6 protein-coding genes are annotated in these 18,546 nt (G+C 66.4%); all 6 read right to left on the minus strand.

The genetic code is table 11. From position 1 onward, the window contains the following. Positions 1-166: 166 nt before the first annotated feature. Complete coding sequence (locus ACWDKQ_RS24870; RefSeq protein WP_450141164.1) at positions 167-523, minus strand: hypothetical protein; 357 nt, start codon at positions 521-523, stop codon at positions 167-169. Continuing rightward, positions 520-726, minus strand: coding sequence for a hypothetical protein (locus ACWDKQ_RS24875; protein WP_450141165.1), 207 nt, complete (start codon positions 724-726; stop codon positions 520-522). Before ACWDKQ_RS24875 ends, ACWDKQ_RS24870 begins: the two co-directional genes overlap by 4 nt. Before the next feature lie 294 nt (positions 727-1,020). Further along, on the minus strand, positions 1,021-7,410 hold the full coding sequence (locus tag ACWDKQ_RS24880; RefSeq protein ID WP_450141166.1) for a beta-ketoacyl synthase N-terminal-like domain-containing protein: 6,390 nt from the start codon (positions 7,408-7,410) through the stop codon (positions 1,021-1,023). Positions 7,411-7,415: 5 nt separating this feature from the next. Continuing rightward, entirely contained in the window at positions 7,416-13,400 is a 5,985-nt protein-coding gene (locus ACWDKQ_RS24885; RefSeq protein WP_450141167.1) for an SDR family NAD(P)-dependent oxidoreductase, read from the minus strand. 61 nt (positions 13,401-13,461) lie between these two features. Continuing rightward, the gene (locus ACWDKQ_RS24890) at positions 13,462-15,036 is read right to left on the minus strand and encodes a PfaD family polyunsaturated fatty acid/polyketide biosynthesis protein (protein WP_450141168.1); all 1,575 of its coding nucleotides are present in this window, start codon (positions 15,034-15,036) and stop codon (positions 13,462-13,464) included. After that, a complete protein-coding gene (locus ACWDKQ_RS24895; protein WP_450141169.1) occupies positions 15,036-18,524 on the minus strand; it encodes an FAD-dependent oxidoreductase in 3,489 nt (1,162 codons plus the stop codon). Before ACWDKQ_RS24895 ends, ACWDKQ_RS24890 begins: the two co-directional genes overlap by 1 nt. Positions 18,525-18,546 lie beyond the last annotated feature (22 nt).

Consider the following 18,546-nt stretch of genomic DNA (forward strand, 5'->3'; position numbering starts at 1 on the left):
CTCATCCGCATCCGTCATATCCTCACCGGTCAACACCTGAAAAAGCCGCCTCACCCCCTCCGACACCATGATCGACGAAAACATCACAACCACCCACCCCAAGAAAACCCAGCGACTGGGCAGTCTCGGGGGAAGCTCGGCCGATCCGGCCTACCAACCCTCGACTTCACCGGAACATCAGCGGTAACCGCCGCTCCCAGGAATCATCCTCTTCTATATCCCACGCCAGGACACAACGAACTTGGTGTTCACCGAGTAATTCTTCATACAACGCAACAATTTTCTGCTCGGCGAGTTCGTACGCATCCTGGACGGCGTCACCTGCCACACATACCGATGCCGCACTGCCCGGGATGAACGACACCTGGTTTTCGTTGCCAGTCAGCTCGATTAGTTCCGCAACATCAACACGCCACCACACCAGCGAGGAAACACGCCGCTTGGGTGATCCCGCCGTGGCCACAAGCACATACGCAGCTTCATCCGACGATCGCACCACCCGCAGGTGCCCGGCGCCGTTCATGACAACCCGAACCGCGCATCCCGGAAGAACGCCCGAAGATACTTGGCGCCGTCCGGGCCTTTCTCCATCAGGAAACGCAGGGTGGCATCCGGCACATCGCTCAGCGAATCATTCTCCGCAGGAACATAGTCCGGACCGGCGAGGAAACGGCCAACGCACCAGTTCTTCTGCGACGGCCACACGCTGACGACCGAATAGATCAATGGAACCTCCTCCGCAGCCTCACGAACCCACCGTGGGTCCATTATTACGAACCAACGTCCCCCGCTAAGTGTCGCCCCTCACCACGGCTCGTCGCGCGCGCATTCGAAGTCGCACACGCAACGCCAAGCCAAGCCAAGCCAAGCCAAGCCAAGCCAACACTGGCAGTGCAACTGGTATTCAGCTGCGGAAAGCCTGGCAAGTGTGCCCCTTCTACCCGACCATCAGATGAGAAAGGGCATCGATCTCGCTGACGAACCCAAGGCTCGGAGACGACCAGTAATGCCCCAAAGAGCTCACGGGTTCTGCTCAACCACGCGCAGCGCGAGTTCCGGTACGTGGTAGATGCGAGCGCCGTCGACCCACAGCGAAGCGTCGGCCACCGCGAAGCGGCCGTCGGGGTCCTCGCCGATTTCCAGCACGTCCAACTCGACTGTCACCGTTTGGTTGGCCGGCGTGACCTGTCCCCGGTACTTCCAGGTCAGCGGCCGATCGGTCACCAACGAAAACCGCGGGTCGGTCAGGCCGTCGCCCAGCCCACGGTCGATCATGTAGAACCTCAGCAGCTGGCACATCGCTTCCACCCCCAGCGAGCCCGGTTGCACGGGGTCCTGGAAGAAGTGGGCCTTGAAATACCACTCGCCGGGCCGGATGTCCTTCTCCGCCACCACTCGGCCGAGCCCGGCCTTGCCGCCGTCGGGCCAGTACCCGGTGATGCGATCCAGCACCAGCAGCATCGGACCAGCCAGTCTCAGCGAGCCGTGCCCGTCGCAGGGAAGCAGCTCTCGACATGAGTCGCCGGAAAGTCGCTCGCCTCTTGTGGAGGGCAGGCCTATTTGCTCGGCGAATGCCCGTGCGGGAAAGAACCCGAACACGCTCGAAGCATGCAGCAACCGTTGCCCATCGGCCTCTACGTCTACAGCGAAGGAGACGATGATCGTGCCGGAATACGGGGAAATGTCCAGCAGGGTGACCGTCGTGCGTAGCGTCTGCACCGACTGGTCCACCTCGCCGAGAATAGTGGCGCTGCCGTCAAGATTGCGGAAAAGAAGGTCCTCTTCGGACGACAGCGTGCATCCCGCGTAGGAGGCGAACCACCCGCATGGCTGCAGCGCCACTTCCATCAACACCGCCAACGGCATCACCGGGTACCCGTTCTCCGCCCAGTACCAGGCATCCGCCAGCAGATCGTATTCGGCGACGGCGTGACCGCCTGCGGTCATCGCGCCCTGCGGAGCGTCGACCGAGACGATCCGCGAGATGAAGTGGTACGGCGGCCCCGGCAACCGCGCCGAACGACGGACGCCATCGAACGGGGCGAACGCGGGGCCGAACGCATCGGTCGGTTTGCCCCAGGCCGATGCGAGAAGCCCGGAACGGCCGAAGATGCCGCTGCCGACTTCGGCATCCTGAACGGGGGCCAAGGTTGCCAGCGGCCAATCCGGCACCAGGCGCAGCCCGACTCGTCTCGCGTGGAACGCCTTGACCCCGTCCACCGTGCACAGCACGTCGGCGGTCAGCGTCGGCACCGGACCCGACGAAACTTCGGTGACGAAAACTTCGTAGGTGATCGACCGGCTGTCCGGGGTCACCTGGCCACGACAGCGCATGGCCACCGGTACGCCGGTCACCGGCTCGAACCGCCAACCGTCGGCGTCCACGGTGTGCCCGAGTGCCGCAAGGTAGAAGGCCATTGCCTGCAGGCAGCCTTCGTACATCAGGGTTCCGGGCATGCACGGGTCGTCCTTGAAGTGGCCTTCGAAGAACCAGTCATCGGCGGAGACCGGTGTTTCCGCCCGCAGATAACCGCGTTTCCACGGACCCCCAGCCGGATCGAAGTCGGTGACCTCGCGCAGCAGCAGCATCTTTCCGCCGGCGATGCGCGGGGTGCGGACGTGCGCCTGGGTGCACAGCCATTCCGGGCCGAAGCAGTCGTCCGGCCGCCCCGCCGCGAACGCGGCGACCTGCTCGGCTGAGAAGCTGCGCGCCGAGGACACCACCTGGGGTTCATCGAGCCATCGAGCGGGTTCCGGGGTCTCGCCGGCCGGATCCCACAGGACGCCGCTGGTGTCGGCGAGCTCGTGGTCGCTGAAGAACCCCGCCTGGCCGCCGCGCACGCTCAGCCTGAGTTCGCCGTCGACCCGGCAGTCGTAGTGAAAGAAGAAAAGGCGCGTGCCACCGTGGTCGCCGTGCCCATCGATGTGGATGTCGAAGTCGAGCATCTCACCGGGCGCGGGTGGGCTGCCGTGAAAAGTCAGCTCGCAGCCCAACAGCCGGTACACGCGTTCGCCGCGGTTGAGCAGATCCACCCCCATCCAGCTGATCAGGAGCAAGTCTGCCTGTCCTGCCTCGATCATCAGCCCGGCTGGCATGCGCCCGGTCGGATCGAGATACCACGCATCGGCGGTCACGTCGGTCTGGGTCCAGATAGTGCCGGTCCCCAACCGCCCGCGCGGCGCATCGATCCCGGTCACCCGGTCGGCCAGCAGCATTGGAGGCTGGGGCATCCGGACCTGACGCCGAAACCCGTCCTGTGCCCGGAACTCCGGCCCGAACACCTCCGAAATCCGGCCACTCGCCAACTGCACAAGCTGCTCCCGACCGAAGATCGGGCCGCTCAACTGCCCGGTTGGGTGCTGGGTGAAGGGCGCCTCTGACCAACGTACCTGGTCAACGGTGTCCTGCACCTCGCCCCGACCGGGCGTACCGGGCCGGCTCATCAGGACCATGCGTGATTTCTCGAGCAGGGCGAGGTACTGCTGATGTACCTGGGCATGGCTTTCGAGGAACTCCTGGTGCGTCGAGGCGACGATGCGGTGCCATTCGCCGTCCGCGTGGAGTGTTTTCCTCTCGACCGTAGTCTGGACGGGTGCCGGAGTCTGGACTGGCAGTAGCGGCTCACCGGCCGGATCCGGGACCGGTGCCAGCAGCTCGCCCACGGGAGGAAGCACCGGTGCCGGCTGCATTCGCTGCTCCGGGTGCGGTTCCGGTAGCAGGATCGGCGGAGGATGCGCCGCGGTGACGAACGTCTCGACCACGGGGCGTGGCGCGGGCCGACCGGTCGCCAGCGCACCGAAAAGCCGTTCGTGGTCGATGATGACACCCGCTGCGACCAATTCCGCGACCGCGCGGGTGAGCTGGCGCAGACTCCGGCCGTCAGCCGAATCCAGCGCTACGGCCACATGTTCGCGGTCGCCGAGAATGCGTTGAATCCATCCCGTGCAAAGTCCGCGCGGCCCGTGCTCGATGAACACCCGGACCCCGTCCCGCCACGCCCGCTCGACGGTCCCGATGAAATCGATTGTTCCGACCGCCTGCGCGGTCACGGCATCGGCGGCATTCTGCTCGGTCACCACGTACGGCTCCGTGGTGGCGCAGGAGTAAAAGCGCATGTCCGGCAGGTCGAAGGTGGGCCTGCGGTGCAGCTCCCAATACTGGTCCCGTACCTCGTCGACCTCCGGGACGTGCGCGGCGATGTCGTAGTCGAGCGGCAGTGCGTTCGGTTGTCCCAGCCGCCGCAGCACACGCTGGCAGCCTTCGGATTCACCGCCTAGGACACTCACCCCGGGCGCGTTCATCGCCATCAGGTGCACGGCGGGTTCGCCGGCGACGGCCTCGCGGACGGCTTCCGCTGATGCGCTGACGATGTAGGCGGCCCATTTCTTGCCCGTAACGCCATTCCGCCGCCACGCCCGGCGAACAGCGGCGAACTCCCCGGCGAGCGCGCTGGTCAACACCACGGAGCCCTCGACGTCGGCAACCAGCCGCGGTACGTCGCGCCATGCGCCCATCGCGACCAAGGCGCTGGATTCCCCCGAGGAATAGCCGATGACCGCGGTGGGTTTCACGCCGAGCAAGCCCCGCGTGATCTCCGTGTGCAGCTGACCGAGTACTGAGGCACCCCAAATCTGGTCCAACGCGCGAGGTGCCGTCCCGGCAAACGCCCATCCGATCAGTTCGTTCAGCGAGCCACAACGCTGTTCAACTCGTTGCCAAATATCCGGCAGCGCGAGCATGACCTCTCGCCCCATCCGCGGGTAGCTGGCGGAACCATTGGAGAACACGAATGCTGTTTCGCCCACAATGGGTTTGGGCCGGAACGCCACCCCTTCCGGCTGGAGGCCCTGCCCGGCCAGCCAACGTTCGGCGGCCCCGATCCGATCGTTTAGCTGAGTATGGTCGGCTGCCCGGACGACCAGTCGCGCCGGTCCCGTGTCGGTTTCCCGGCCTGCCCGCGCGGCAGCGAGGGCAGTGGCTGCATCGACGCCGGAAAACACGTGCAATCTGCCAGCACCATCGGCGATCCACGAATCCACGGAGTCAGCCCGGAGTCCGAGATGTCGCTCCCGCGCCCCCAGCGTCGACACCGCCACATCCGCGCTCCGACGGTCAACGGACGGATCGGCCGGCTGGTCGACACGCGGTATCGCCCCATGCCGCACGGCCACGGCGGCGCACGCCACGGCAAGCAGCCCCTTGGCCGCATGCGGCACCCCGAAAATCTCGGCGGGGTCGAAGGTTTCTCTGGAGCTATGAGCCACCTGATTCTGCTGGTTGGCAATTTCAATGGAAATCGGATCCCTAATTTCCATTGAAATTGCACCGTCACCCACGACGAGGCCAACGTCCGGTTGGGGGTCGGTGAGGACGGCGAGTACGTCGTCGCCGTCCCTGCGCGCGTCGTCTAGGCGTTTGAGGATCAGCACGACGGCCGCATCGCCGGGTGGAACGTCGATGTTCAGGTCTGCGAGGGCTTTGCGGTGCACCTGCTCGTGGGAGAGGTCCACGGCACCGACCAACACCGCGTCGGCCTCCCGCGAGCGCAAGGCTCGCTCGCCGATTTCGAGCGCCACCAGACCGGATGCTTCCTCCGCCGAGACGGTGAAGCTCGGCCCGGCCAAGTCCAACTGGGCATTGATCCGGTTCGCCACGGCGTTCGGCATCGTGCCGACGACCGCGGGAGCGTCGAGGACCGGCGCGAAAGCGTTCGGATACTGCTCGCGCTGCTCCGATTCGCCGAGGTTGCTCGCCACGCGTGTGCGGGTCGGATAGCGGGCCACCTCGACATCGCAACCCATGCCGATCAGCACCATCGTCCGATCCCGAACCAGACTGACATCGCGCACCGCCTCGCGGGCGGCCTCCAGAATCGACACCTGCTGGCCCAGCGACTTCTGCAGGTCCGCCGGTGGCACGCGAAGTCCCGGGACAGCGACCGCGTAGTCGACGGCACGGCCCAGGCGGGGGGTTCCACGCAGTAGCGCATCGCGGAACTCGTCGGAGTCCGCGCAGTCGGCGACTCGCGCGCCGATACCCACGATCGCGACCTCATCGGGTCGTGAGTGCGAAGACCGGTGGGGGGTGGTTTTCGCATTCACGACCACGTTGTCACCTGTCCATTGTTCGAGGACCAGGTGGGCATTGTTGCCGCCGAAGCCGAACGCGCTGATCCCGGCGCGGCGGTGGCCTTCCCATGCTTCGGCTTCGTGCAGCAGGCGCAATGGGGTGTCGCGCAGCGCCTCGATCGGCTCGTCGGCTCCGAGCGTTGGAGGGCGAATGCCGGCGTCCATAGCGGCAAGCACCTTCAGCACACCGGCGGCTCCCGCGGCGGTGATGAGGTGGCCGGTGTTCGATTTCGCCGAACCGATCGGCAGATCCCGCGCCCCGGCGAAGGCCCGCGATGTGCTGCGAACCTCGACCGCGTCCCCGAGGCTGGTGCCGGTCGCGTGGCACTCGAGAAGCGACACCGACTCGGGCGAGATCTCAGCGTCGGTATAGGCCTGCTGGAGCGCGCGAACCTGGCCCTCCTCGGTGGGCACCAGGATGCCTTTCGACCGTCCGTCGTTGGACAGTCCGACCCCGCGGATCACGCCACGAATCTGAACGCCGGCGGCGAGGGCGTCGGACAACCTCATCAGGGCGACGAAGGCCGCACCTTCGGCCGAGACCAGGCCGTCGGCGTCGCGGTGGAAGGGACGGCTGCGTCCAGTGGGGCTCAGCGCGGACAGCGCACTGAACGCCTGGTGGATCGCGAGATCGTCGGTCCGGTTGACCGCGCCCGCCACCATGAGATCCGCCGTGCCATCGTGCAGGCGATCGCACGCCAACTTCATCGCGTAGAGCGACGATGCGCACGCCGCGTCCAACGCGAACGCGCCCGCACCCAAGCCGAGCGCGGCCGCCGCGAAATGCGCCGGGATACCGGAGGAAAACCGGTTCAGGGCGCTGGGCTCGGGCCCATCGAGCAGGCCGGACAAAACCGCCCGGACAGCAGGCGTCTGGTCGGACAACCACACGCTCTCGGCAAAACGCACCATGCCATCCGTGGGCAGCGACAGATTGCCGAGCACCAGTCCGGCGCGTTCGTGGGGCTGGTCGATGCCTGCTTCCCCCAGTGCTTGACGTGCACCGTGCAGTACCCAGCGATACGACTCGTCCAGCACGTCGATCCGCGCGGCATCGACCTGCAGCCCATCAGGGTCGAAGACGTCGGCGAAGCCGGAGACATAACCGCCGACGTCGCTGCGGATGCCAAGTGGCACGTCGCCGGCGGGCAGTCTCCAGCGGCCTTCGGGAACCCTGGTGAGGCTGACATGGCCTTCGATGATGTTGTCCCAGAACGTATCCGGGTCAAGTGCGCCCGGTAGTACGCACCCACGACCAACGATGGCTATCGGCTCGAACACGCCCGTCACCTCCCGCTCGGTGCGCCATCGGGGCGGGCCACCAAGCGAAGCCGGTGAAGCTCGGCGACGGGTGTGCCGTCGGCGGCGCAGAGCTGGAGATCGCACTCAGCATGAGCGCTGTGCACCTCTCCCGCTCGGATGATGCTCGTGCCCGCACCATCCAGCATTCCCGGACGATGCAGCCGGAATTCGCCGACGCCCATGGGCAGCGCGGCGGTCCCCAGCGCCCGCTCAGCCCACAAAGTCGCCAACTGGATACCGCCGTCCACCGCCGCCGGGTCGGTGTGACGGTGCTCATCCGGCCAGCCCAGCGCACGCGCGCCGACAACCGTCCCAACTGCTCCGGCCGCGGAAACCCCGTCGACGCCGCGGAGGGCCTGGAACGCCGGACCGTGAAACAGCAGGTAGCCGTCGTAGATCGGCCTGTCGCCGAAGGCGTCCAGGCCCGCCGGGACGTCCCATCGGCGCGGTGCGTCGACCGCAGTTTCAGTTGTTTCAATTGAAACTGCGGTCTCTCGGAAGCCCAGTCGTGCTCGGTAATGCGGCAACTCCCCCGCGCCATGCAGGACCAGGGATCCGCCCGGTGCACAGGTGATGCGCACGACATCGCCGTCTCCGACGAAGTGGTCAAGGGTGATCTTGCGGAGTACGTCGAGGTCGCGAAGCGCAGCGGTTTCGCACGTCCCGGACAAGTGCGCCGCGGCGGTGAACCACTCCAGCACCATCGCGACCGGCACCACCGTCGTTCCGGCAACGGAGTGGTCCGCCAGATACGGATGCGACCGGTCTGTGACCACGATCTCTCCGGCTGCACTGGGCTCGGCTTTCGGGAAGGTGCCTGCGGCAACCACGACCTGCACAGGCTCGCGCGCACCCAGTACCTCGTCGACGAAGGCTTTCGCCCCTGCTTCGATCGGGATCAGCTGGACTCCGGAGGCCCGCAAGCGGTCGGCCAGCGACGCATCCACCATCCCGCCGTCCCACGGGCCCCACGCAATGGTGCGGACCAGGCATCCCGGGCGTTTCGCGCGCTCTGCCGCGGCGATCTGGGTGATGACCTCGTTGGCCATGGCGTAGTCGCTTTGTCCCGCGTTGCCGTAGCAGGCTGCGACCGAGGAGAACACGCAGAGGAGATCAAGGGGATCCTCGGCTGTCACGTCGAGTAGGGTGCGCAGGCCGTCGACCTTCGTGCCGAAGACGTAGTCGAGCTGTTCGTCGGTCTTGTCCTTGATGGTTTTGTCCGCCAGCACCCCGGCACCGTGCACGAGCCCAGTGATCGGCCCCCACTCCGCGCGCACTCCCGCCAGGGCTTCGCTCAGCGCCGCGCTGTCGCGGACATCCACGGGCAGATAGCGGGCCGGCGAACCGCAAGATTCCAGCGCGTCGAGCGTCACCCGGATTTCGCGGCACGAAAGCACTCTGGCGGCTTCGGACCTGATCCGCTGCGGTGCAGCTGACTCACCACTGGTCCGCAGGTGCCCGGCCACCGCCTCCCGCACAGCTGCCTCGCCGGACACGCCAGAAAGGTAAGGCGGCTCATCCTCCAACGCCGTGCGGCCGAGCAGGACGACCTTGGGTTTGCGTGCGGCGGCGAGGGCTCGCGCCGCCATCGCGGTCACGCCGCGCGCTCCGCCGCTGATGACGATCACAGAATCCGGGCCGATCACGTCGGTCCACGAGCCGCCGAACGGCGCCTCGGCGTGGTGAAGCACGGTGCGGGCGCCGTCAGCGGTCAGTCCCACGTCAGTCACCGCACCACCGGTGAGCAGCTCACGAGCGATTGCCCGCGCCAGGTCGGCGCCGCTGCGCCCACCCCGCTCGCAGTCGATCGCTTTGACCGCCGTGCCCGGCCATTCCTTCGCGGCGGTACGCGCCAGCGCCGCGACCCCGCCGACCCACACACGTTCCGGTGCGGAGCCGGACAGCCCGAAGTCACCACCGGTGTCCTGCACCGCAACGAAAACCCTGGGTGTTTCCGAACGACCAGCGACCATCGCGCGAGCCACCCGCAATGCCTCCCGGTTGACCGCGATGGCCTCCTCTGCCGAGCCGGAGCGTAGGCCCCCGAGGAAGATGACGCCGTCGGTGTCGGCCGGTACATCCGCGGTGACGAACGCGCGGACACCATGCTCGACGAGTTCCGCCGCGAGAGGCTCGGCCACGCCGGTTCCGTCCTCGGTGATCGCTATCGACGCGCCGATCAGCCCGGGCAGCGCGAAGCCGACCGCCGGTGCCCGCCGGGTGGAAATGGCCTGTCGCGTCAACTCGGTTTGGTTGTAACTCGGTGTTACTTCCTGGGGCGCGGCAGGTTCGGCTTCGACCTTTACCACGCCGCTATCCCCGGCACCGAGCAGTTCAGCCACCTCGCCGAGCGTTCCCGCGGCTCCCAGCAACGCCGGATCAACCTCTGCCACATCAGGAACCCGCTCCCGCACCGCCGAAAGAATCTCCACCCGCTTGATCGAATCAATGCCCAGATCCGACTCCAACTCCATCCCCGCATCCAGCACGCTCAACGGATAACCCGTCTTCTCCGCCACCACCTCCAACAACAACGCCACATCAACACCGCTCGAATCCGGCTGGGCAGCCTGATTCTCAACCGAATCCCGGTATGCGTCGTATGACGGCGTGACGGAATCAGAAGCGGGAACCTGGACACCCACGGGTGCCGGTGGAGCCGATGGCACTTGGGGCAGGGCGTAGCCGGCATGGTCCCACGGGGGAACAGCGGCCTGCACGGCAGCCACTTCGGGCACGCTAGCGGGAGACAACCCGCCGGGCGCTGCTTGCGGCACGTCGCCGGAAGACAACCCGCCGGGCGCTGCTTGCGGCATGCCGCCGGAAGACAACCCGCCAAGAGCCGCTTCGGACATGCGAAGGAACGCCAGGTGCGTCTCGGCCATCACTCGCTGGTAGGTGGCATGCGCTTCGCTCGCCTGCCGCTGCGTCTCCCGCAACGCGTCCAGCCAGGGGTCCGAAACGGGTCGAGAGCCACCCCGGACCAGGTTGCTTGGTGAAGGGTGCCCCTGGCCCTCACCTGGCATCCAATCGGGGGGAGGTCGATGTCCGTGGACGCCAGGTCCGTCCACGAGTTCGCGAAACGGGCGGGTGCTTTCGGCTTGCTGCGGTGGGTTGGGTCGCGGGAGTTCGTGGGCACCGCCGGGCGGTGGATACGGTTTGCCGTAGTTCGCACCGAGCAGGTCCACTGTCATGCCGGGTTTTTCGTCCATTCGGGGTTCCTCGATCGGCGTGAACGGGCACCACAGTGCCTCGAAGTTCAGGGGGATGCCGCGCACGGCGAGCTGCGCCAGCCCTTCGTGCAGGGCGGTGACCCCGTCGGTGCGGGCGTGATCCAGGCTGACCGACAGGTGTTCGCGTCCGGCCAGGATGTCGCTGGTCAGCCTCGCGAGGGTCGCTCCCGCACCGACCTCGACGAACGTGCGGACACCGTTGGCGTGCATGGTCTCGATCTGGTCCACGAACCGGACCGGCCGTTGAGGGTGGTCGGCGAGGCGGTCCCGGATCGCGTCCGGGTCGGGCGGGTAGCGATCGGCTTCCGCATTCGAGTACGCGTCGATTCGCGGCGGCTGTAGTTCCACAGCCTCGAGGGACTCCCGCAGCGGTGCGCGGGCGGTGTCCATGAGCGGGCTGTGGAACGCGGCGGCGGTGTTCAGTTTCCGGGCGGCTCGGCCAGCTTCGGCAAGGCACTTCACCAGCCGGTCGATTGCCTCGTTGGTGCCGGATACCACGACTTGCTTGGGGGCGTTGTGGTTGGCGACCCACAGCTGGTCGTCGAGATCTGCAACGATCGAGCGGACGTCATCGATGGAACCCGCGACCGCGAGCATAGCTCCTTGTGCAGTGGCGGCGTCCCGCATCAGTTCTCCGCGCTTGCGTGCCAGCCTGATGAGCGTCTCGGCGTCGTAACAACCAGCGACGTGCAACGCAACCAGCTCTCCGAAGCTGTGCCCCGCAACGGCATCCGGCGAGACGCCCAAGGTACGCAGAACTTCCAGCAGCGCGAGGCTTTGCACAGCGAGAGCCGGTTGTGCCCACTCCGTGCGGGTCAGCCGGCGGTCTTGCTGAGCCCGCTCGTCCTCGGTGAACACGGGAGGCGGGAACACCACGCGGTGCAGCGCGACACCGTCGAAGCAGATGCCAGCGGCCGAGTCCCACGCAGTTCTGGCGGCCGGGTGGAGCATCGCCAACTCCGCGCCCATCCCGACGTACTGGCTCCCCTGCCCGGAGAACAGGAGTCCCAGCTTGCCGGGATCGATACGACGAGGTGCATAGTAGACACCTCGCGGGCCGGACAACACCGTTTCCGGATCCGCTTCGATGCGGTCCGCTGCCTCTGCCAGCTTCGCGGTCAGATCGGCTTCGGTGGTCGCCACGATTGCCAGTTTGGACTGGGCGGTGTGGTCGAACGCGCCTTGCGTCTCCCGCGCGATCGTGGCCAGCGGGCGGGAGACACCTGAGCTTGCCCGGCACGCGCTCACCAGCGCCTGCGGGGAATCGGCCGAGAAGAGAACCAGCTCGGACGAGGCTGCCCTGGTCAACTCGGGCTCACGGCTATCCGACCCCTGCGAGGGCCGGTACTCCTCCAAGGTGATGTGAAAATCTGTTCCGCCGAAGCCGAAGCTGGACACAGCGGCGCGCCGCGGCTGGCTGCCATCGCTGATCCACGGACGAGCCTGGGTGTTCAGGTAGAACGGGCTGTCGGCGAATCCGAGTGCCGGATTGGGGCGGTCGACCTTGATCGTCGGCGGCAATACCTTTTGGCTCAATGCGAGCGTGGCCTTGAGCAGGCCGGCAGCGCCCGCCGCGTTCTTGGTGTGGCCGATCTGCGACTTCACCGAGCCGAGCGCGCACCACTGGGCGTCGGACCGTCCGGCCTCACCGAACACCGCTCGAAGCCCGGCGAACTCGGCGGCGTCCCCGGCGGCAGTTCCAGTTCCGTGCGCCTCGACGAGCTCCACCGTTTCCGGACCGTAGCCCGCTGCGTCGTAGGCCCGGCGCAGCGCCCTGGCCTGTCCTTCGGGCACCGGCGCGTAGATGGAGCTGCCGCGCCCGTCCGAGGCGGTGCCGATGCCGCGGATGACCGCGTGAATCCGGTCGCCGTCGCGCTCGGCATCTTCGAGGCGGCGAATCGCGAACAGGACAATCCCTTCCCCGAGAACCATGCCGTCGGCTTGGTCCGAGAAGGGACGGCAATCGCCAGTTGGAGAAAGCGCGGGTGTCTTGCTGAAGCAGGTGTACATCACCGGATCGTTGAGCGTGTCCACCCCGCCCGTGATCACCAAGTCGGCCTGACCCGTGGCGAGTTCGTTTGCACCGCTGGACAGCGCAGCCAACGAGCTCGCACACGCGGCGTCCGTGGTGTAGTTGCTCCCGTGCAGGTCGAACCTGTTGGCGATCCGCCCGGCCACGACGTTGCTGAGCAAGCCAGGCAGGCTCGCCTCCTGCCACGGTACGTAGTTGGCTGCGATTCGGTCGCAGATCGCCTGCGCCTGGTCTTCGTCGATGCCGCTCTCCCGCAACGCCTTCAGCCACACCGGCCGCTGGATGCGACTGCCCATGGTGGTCAGCAGTTCCAGCGACGACGTACCGAGGATTACGCTCACCCGCTCGCGATCCACACCCGACAAGCCGGTAAGACCGGAGAGCAGTTGTTCGGCTGCCACGAGCGCAAGCAGTTGACTGGTGTCGGTGGCTTCAATGACCTTGGGGGGAATGCCGTGAGCGAGCGGATCGAAGGGCACCGGGGAGAGGAACGCGCCGCGATGCGCATAGGTCTTGTCCGGTGCCGCCGGATCCGGGTCGTAGTGGTCCTCGACCAGCCAGTGCGTGGCGGGCACGTCGGTGACCTGGTCTTCTCCCGCCACAGCAGTGCGCCAAAATCCGGCCGGATCGGAAGAACCGGGCAGCAGCGCGCTGACCCCGACTATCGCGACCGGCGGCATGGTTCTCGCTCTCGCCTCGGGCATGGCCTTGTCCTTCGGTGTCATCGGGGTTGTCGAGATCAGGACCCCGTGAGTCAGTGGCTTCTCATGTCAGCCTGCGCGGCGTGAAGCGGAAAGCCGTCGCGGGCACCGGCACCCCGTAGGTGCGCAGTTGGTGGGCTCTGGTCACCACAGCCGCACCTTCCAGCAGATTGCGGGCGACCTGCACGACACCGCGGTTCGCCGGATCCGCCAGGAAACTGCCGGCCACCCAGCGGTTGAACGCCCCCGTTGCCGGCCCGCACCAGAGCTGGTAATCGGCGCGGCGCGGCGTCTCGCCATGGATCGCCCACCAGCTCGACCTGCCCAGGTACCAGCGGCACACCAGCGCCATGCGGTGTTTCGGATCGGCCTCGGCGCGAGAAAGCTCGGCAGGATCCCGTTCCAGCCAGTAGCGCCGCGTCTCCGCCCAGATGTCCGCGATCGTGGCGCCCAGCACAGTGCGTTCGAGTTTCTCGGCTTCCCGGTCGGGCATTTCGTCGAACGACCGATACTGCCGGTAGATCTGGTACAGCTGGTTGGCACGCGGGCCGAACATGGTGCCTTTGCGGAGCACCTGCACCTTGGCACCGAGCTCGAACATGTCCGAGGCTGGTGCCATCATCACGTCCGCGATGTCGGCCGCTGCGAGCATTTCCTTCGCTTCCGCCGAGATTCCGGCCTCCAGGCAGGTCTGGTTCACCGACCCGGTCAGCACGTAGGCCGCGCCGGCGGCAAGGGCCGACGCGACACCGTGGGGGGTGCCGAGGCCACCCGCAGCCCCGATCCGAACGTTGCGCCCGTGCCGGAAGTGGGTGCTCAACGCATCGCGCAGCTCCATGATCCGGGGCAGCAACGATGTAAGCGGCCGGTTGTCGGTATGCCCACCGCTGTCCGCTTCCACGGTGATGTCCTCGGCCACGGGGACGCGCTTGGCGAGTTCGGCTTCGTCGGCGGTGATCCGGCCATTGAGGACCAGCTCATCCAGCAGGCGCTGCGGTGCCGGCGCGAGGAACTTCTCCGCGACCTCCGGGCGGGAAATCTTCGCGAACAGCCGTGTCCCGCGGACGATCCGACCACTGCGGTCTGTTCGCAGTCCGGATGCTGCCAACTGGACCACGGTCGCAGTCAGATCCATGAACGCGGAGGCCGAAACCGCGGGCACCCGCTCGCGGAGGAGCATGTCGACCAGGTGCCTCTCCCACGCAGGATTCTGTGGTGCGTGGATGAGGTTCACTCCCCAGTTCTGGCGTCCCGGCAACGCTTTCCGGAGGTTGCGCACCGTCGCCGTCACCTTGGGAACGGGGATACCGGCGGCGCCGAAGAAGCCGAGCATGTCCGCTCGTGCCATGGCGATCACCAGCTCCGCCGTTGCGATCCCGTTCGCCATTTCGCCCGCGACATAAGGAAACCGCGTGCCATGAACCTCGTTGAAGGACCGGTCACCCAGCCATTCCGGGTACAGCGGCGGCAAGGTGCCCAGCACACGCCGATCGCGCGGGTCGCCGACGATGGCACCGATTCCGTTGTCGGGCGTCGCGACGATCTGAACTTCTTCACGAATTCTTGCTACCACGTCAGCAAGCGACTCCTGCGCTCCTGGCCGCACGGCGCTGGGGGCCGTGGTCGAGGAAATCTTCATCACTTCTCCAGCAACGTCTCGTCGAGCACTTTCCGCAAGGTCGCGGCCAATCCGCGCAGGTCAGCCCCGCCGATGATGGTGAAGTGGTTGCCGGGCACCTCATGCACGCGCAGTCGAGCCATCTGCACCGACGCCCAGCCGTTGTGGGGATCACCCACCGGTATCGCTGGTCGCCGCGCCTCGCCGAACACTGGCGGAAAAGGTTCGACAGCGCGAAGCAACGTCATCGACAGATCAGACGGCTGAGGCCGGTAGGCGATGTTTGCTTCCAGATTCGACTGGAACACCGGCAACAGCCGATCGAGTAATCGATCGGCTGCGACCGCGCCCATGATCCGAAGCTCCCTGCTGACCAGCTCCCGGCACTGGACCGACGTCAGTGCGGGATCCACCCTCAACGCATCCCCTTGGGCTCCCGACATCGCCCGGTGCACCGCCACCAACTCCTCCAGCGCGGCACGCTCATCCCAAACCGGTGCCGTCTGCCCACCGTGCGGAAGGTAACTGTCGATCCCCACCACCTCGGCGACCTCTGCCCCATCACGCCGCAACCGGCAGCCGATCTCGTACGCGACCAGACCACCGAACGAGTAGCCACCAACGACGTAGGGGCCACGCGGCTGGACCGCGTAGATGTCCTCGATGTACCGGTCGGCGAGTTCCTCGACGGTCGCGAGTGCCGGCTCGCCGCCGTCATACCCGGGGGCTTGAAGCCCGTAGAACGGGTATTTTGGCCCCAGATCATCGGCGAGCGCCTGTAACTGATGCGCTGCTCCGACCGCGCCTCCGATGCAGAAGAAGGGCCGTGGCGGAGTCAGCGCAACAGCCAACATCGGTTTCCGCTCCACCTCACGCGTGTCGGCGTGCTCACCGTCCATCAGCGTGACGAGTTGGCGTGCCACCGTCTCCAGTGTGGGATGTTCGAGCAACAGCGTTGGCGGGACGCGGAAGCCCAGCCAGTCGGATAGCTCGGCCTGCAGACCGGTAGCCGTCAGCGAGTCGAGCCCGTAGTCATCCAGTGGGGTCTGTGGGTCGATCTCGGCCACGGGACGGCCGAGATCGGCCGCGAGCTGCCGAGTCAGCCACTCCAACAACTCGGCTTCGGAGCGCACCTGGTATCGCGGTGCGCCGAGCCGGCCTTGCCCGCGGCTGTCGTCGGCCACTGGAGCTGCGAAGTAGCGGTGCGCGAGATCCTGGGCATAAGCCACGTTGGTCTCGATCAACTCGAACCCCAGGAGACTCCCGACGTGGTAAGTCCGCCGGTCTCCTTGCATGCGCTCGAGACGATCGAGAACACCGGCCTTGAGATCCGCTGCACGGAAGTGCGGCATGAACGGCCATCGTCCGGCGACCAGCACATCGGTAACCTGGCCACCCATCGCGGCCACATCTTCACGAAGCTGCCGGACGATGTCCGTGGTGTCCAGGCCTTGCGCCCCGTAGGAATAGCAGGTGTAGACGTCCGTGTCATCATACCGGTTGTGGTAGGCGACGCAGTGGCCAGGTTGCGGTGCCGCCTCCTTGGAGCGCACGAGATACATGCCGTCTCTGGGCAGTCCGGAAATCCGGCAAAGCACGGTGTAGTAGTCGATCGTACGAACCCTCGACGCGATATCCCGCTCATCGGCGGTGGCGTCGAGCACGTCGACGACCTGGTCGAGCGGAACGGACAGGACGAGCGAATCCGCATGTACGGGACCGGAATCGGTTTGCACGACGACGCCGCGGGATTCGCGCTCTATCGATGTGATGCGCGTACCGGTGCGCACATCGGAAAGACCGTCGGCAACCCGCTGCCACAGCCTTCCGAAGCCGCCGGATACCGTGAAGGGCCCGGCATGGCCGGTAGTTTGCGGACCAAGGGAAACCAGACCGGTCATCTCGGCATGTTTGACGAAGTACAGCGCGGGGACATCGTCGTTCGGATAGCCGTATCCCGACGCGGTGTAACCGGATCCGAGAGAACCCGTCATACCCAGGAGATCGTTGCCGACCACCCATTCCGATATCGACTGCGACAACGACACTGCGGAGTGCGCCAGACCGGCCGTCGCGATGCCTGGAAAGGCCTGCTCCCGCAGCTGCGTGTACCGGGAGAACTCCGATCTCCGGAAGAAAGATGCACCCGGCGATCTGCGAAACCACCGGTCGGCGTCATATTCGTAGGTCGCTGTGGCTTCCACAGTGTCGACACCGAGTTCTGCCGCTAGTTCGGCAAACCGCTCGTAGCGCGGTGTGCAGATGTGGGCGCCCAGATCGTAGGCACGCCCGTCGACGTCGATCGAGACAGCCTTACCACCGACGACCGGCTCGCGCTCCAACACCACCACGGTGTGCCCGAGCCGCTCCAACTCACGAGCGATAGTCAGCCCGCTCGGGCCCGCACCGACGACGCAGACCGTTTGGGCGAGCTGCCCCTTTGACCCAGTTACTTGTTCATGGGCGCCCCTTGCCTCCACCAGCTCCGTCCGCGCGGCGTGCATCTTCCGGTAGATCAGGGCACGGGCGTGGTTCACCGAGGCTGTTTCAAGCGGCGACCGGGCGAGCGCGATGCCAAGACCTTCCGGGGCTTGAGCAGGGTCGAACACCAGGGCTTTCGCCGTCTCGGTGTTGACAACGGCGTCGAACTGCACTCGCGCGATCGTGTGGTATCCCTCAGTCCACACGACCGATGGATCGAGCGCGGCCTGATTGCTGTCTGAGGAGTCGGTCACCGGATGCAGCTGGATTTGCAGCAATGCACCGAATCCGCCGTTCGAAACCTGCTCGACGAGCTCATCCCGGAGGGCAGTCGGCGGTCGCGGATCAGCAGGATCCCTGGCGAGGAAATCCGGTGGCACGGGCGGAAAAAGGCGGTGGCCAGCGACGTGCTGTCCGCAATCGGCCCTGTCTTCCGCCGGTACGAGCCGATAACGCGCCAGCCAAGGACGCCCGGTGGCGTCCACGTGCACGCGCGGCGCCTGCGAGTGGTAGTGGTACCGCATGAACGAGACCGGATCGCGGACCTGCTCCCACAGCAGTTCCCCGGCACGCGGATTCGCCCCGACCATGTCCTTGCGGTCCTGATCGTTTCCCAGCAGAAAGCGCACGAAGGCCGCCGCATTGCCGGCGAAAAGTGCGCGACCGGTGTTCAACGTCAGATTGAACTGCGACTCCCCGGAACCAGCGGGATCCAACCACAACAGCGACGCACCACGGGTTCCGGGGGCGATGTCGTCCGACGATTCACCGTTGCTGTACCTGGCAATCAGCGGGTATTGCTTGCCCGCCGCGAAGAACGGGTGCACGGAGATCCCCGCGACGTCAACGAACTCGATATACCCGCGCATACAAGCGCCTGCGCTGTGGAAGAGGCGTTTGCCGGTTGAGGTCACCGCGGCCTGGAATTGCCGCAGCAGTGCGGTGAAGTCCGCATCGACATCGTGCAGTCGAGGATCATCCGGACCGGTGCAGATACGCAGCCCCGGGACCAGAACTTCGCTACTCATCGGGCGTGCTCCTCTAAGAGTT

Source organism: Saccharopolyspora sp. NPDC000995 (assembly GCF_053599315.1).

What these genes read in the sequence shown, in the direction of transcription:
- ACWDKQ_RS24885 (WP_450141167.1), bottom strand. Translation starts at nt 13,400, where the DNA reads ATGCCCGAGGCGAGAGCGAGAACCATGCCGCCGGTCGCGATAGTCGGG.
- ACWDKQ_RS24870 (WP_450141164.1), bottom strand. Translation starts at nt 523, where the DNA reads ATGAACGGCGCCGGGCACCTGCGGGTGGTGCGATCGTCGGATGAAGCT.
- ACWDKQ_RS24890 (WP_450141168.1), bottom strand. Translation starts at nt 15,036, where the DNA reads ATGAAGATTTCCTCGACCACGGCCCCCAGCGCCGTGCGGCCAGGAGCG.
- ACWDKQ_RS24895 (WP_450141169.1), bottom strand. Translation starts at nt 18,524, where the DNA reads ATGAGTAGCGAAGTTCTGGTCCCGGGGCTGCGTATCTGCACCGGTCCG.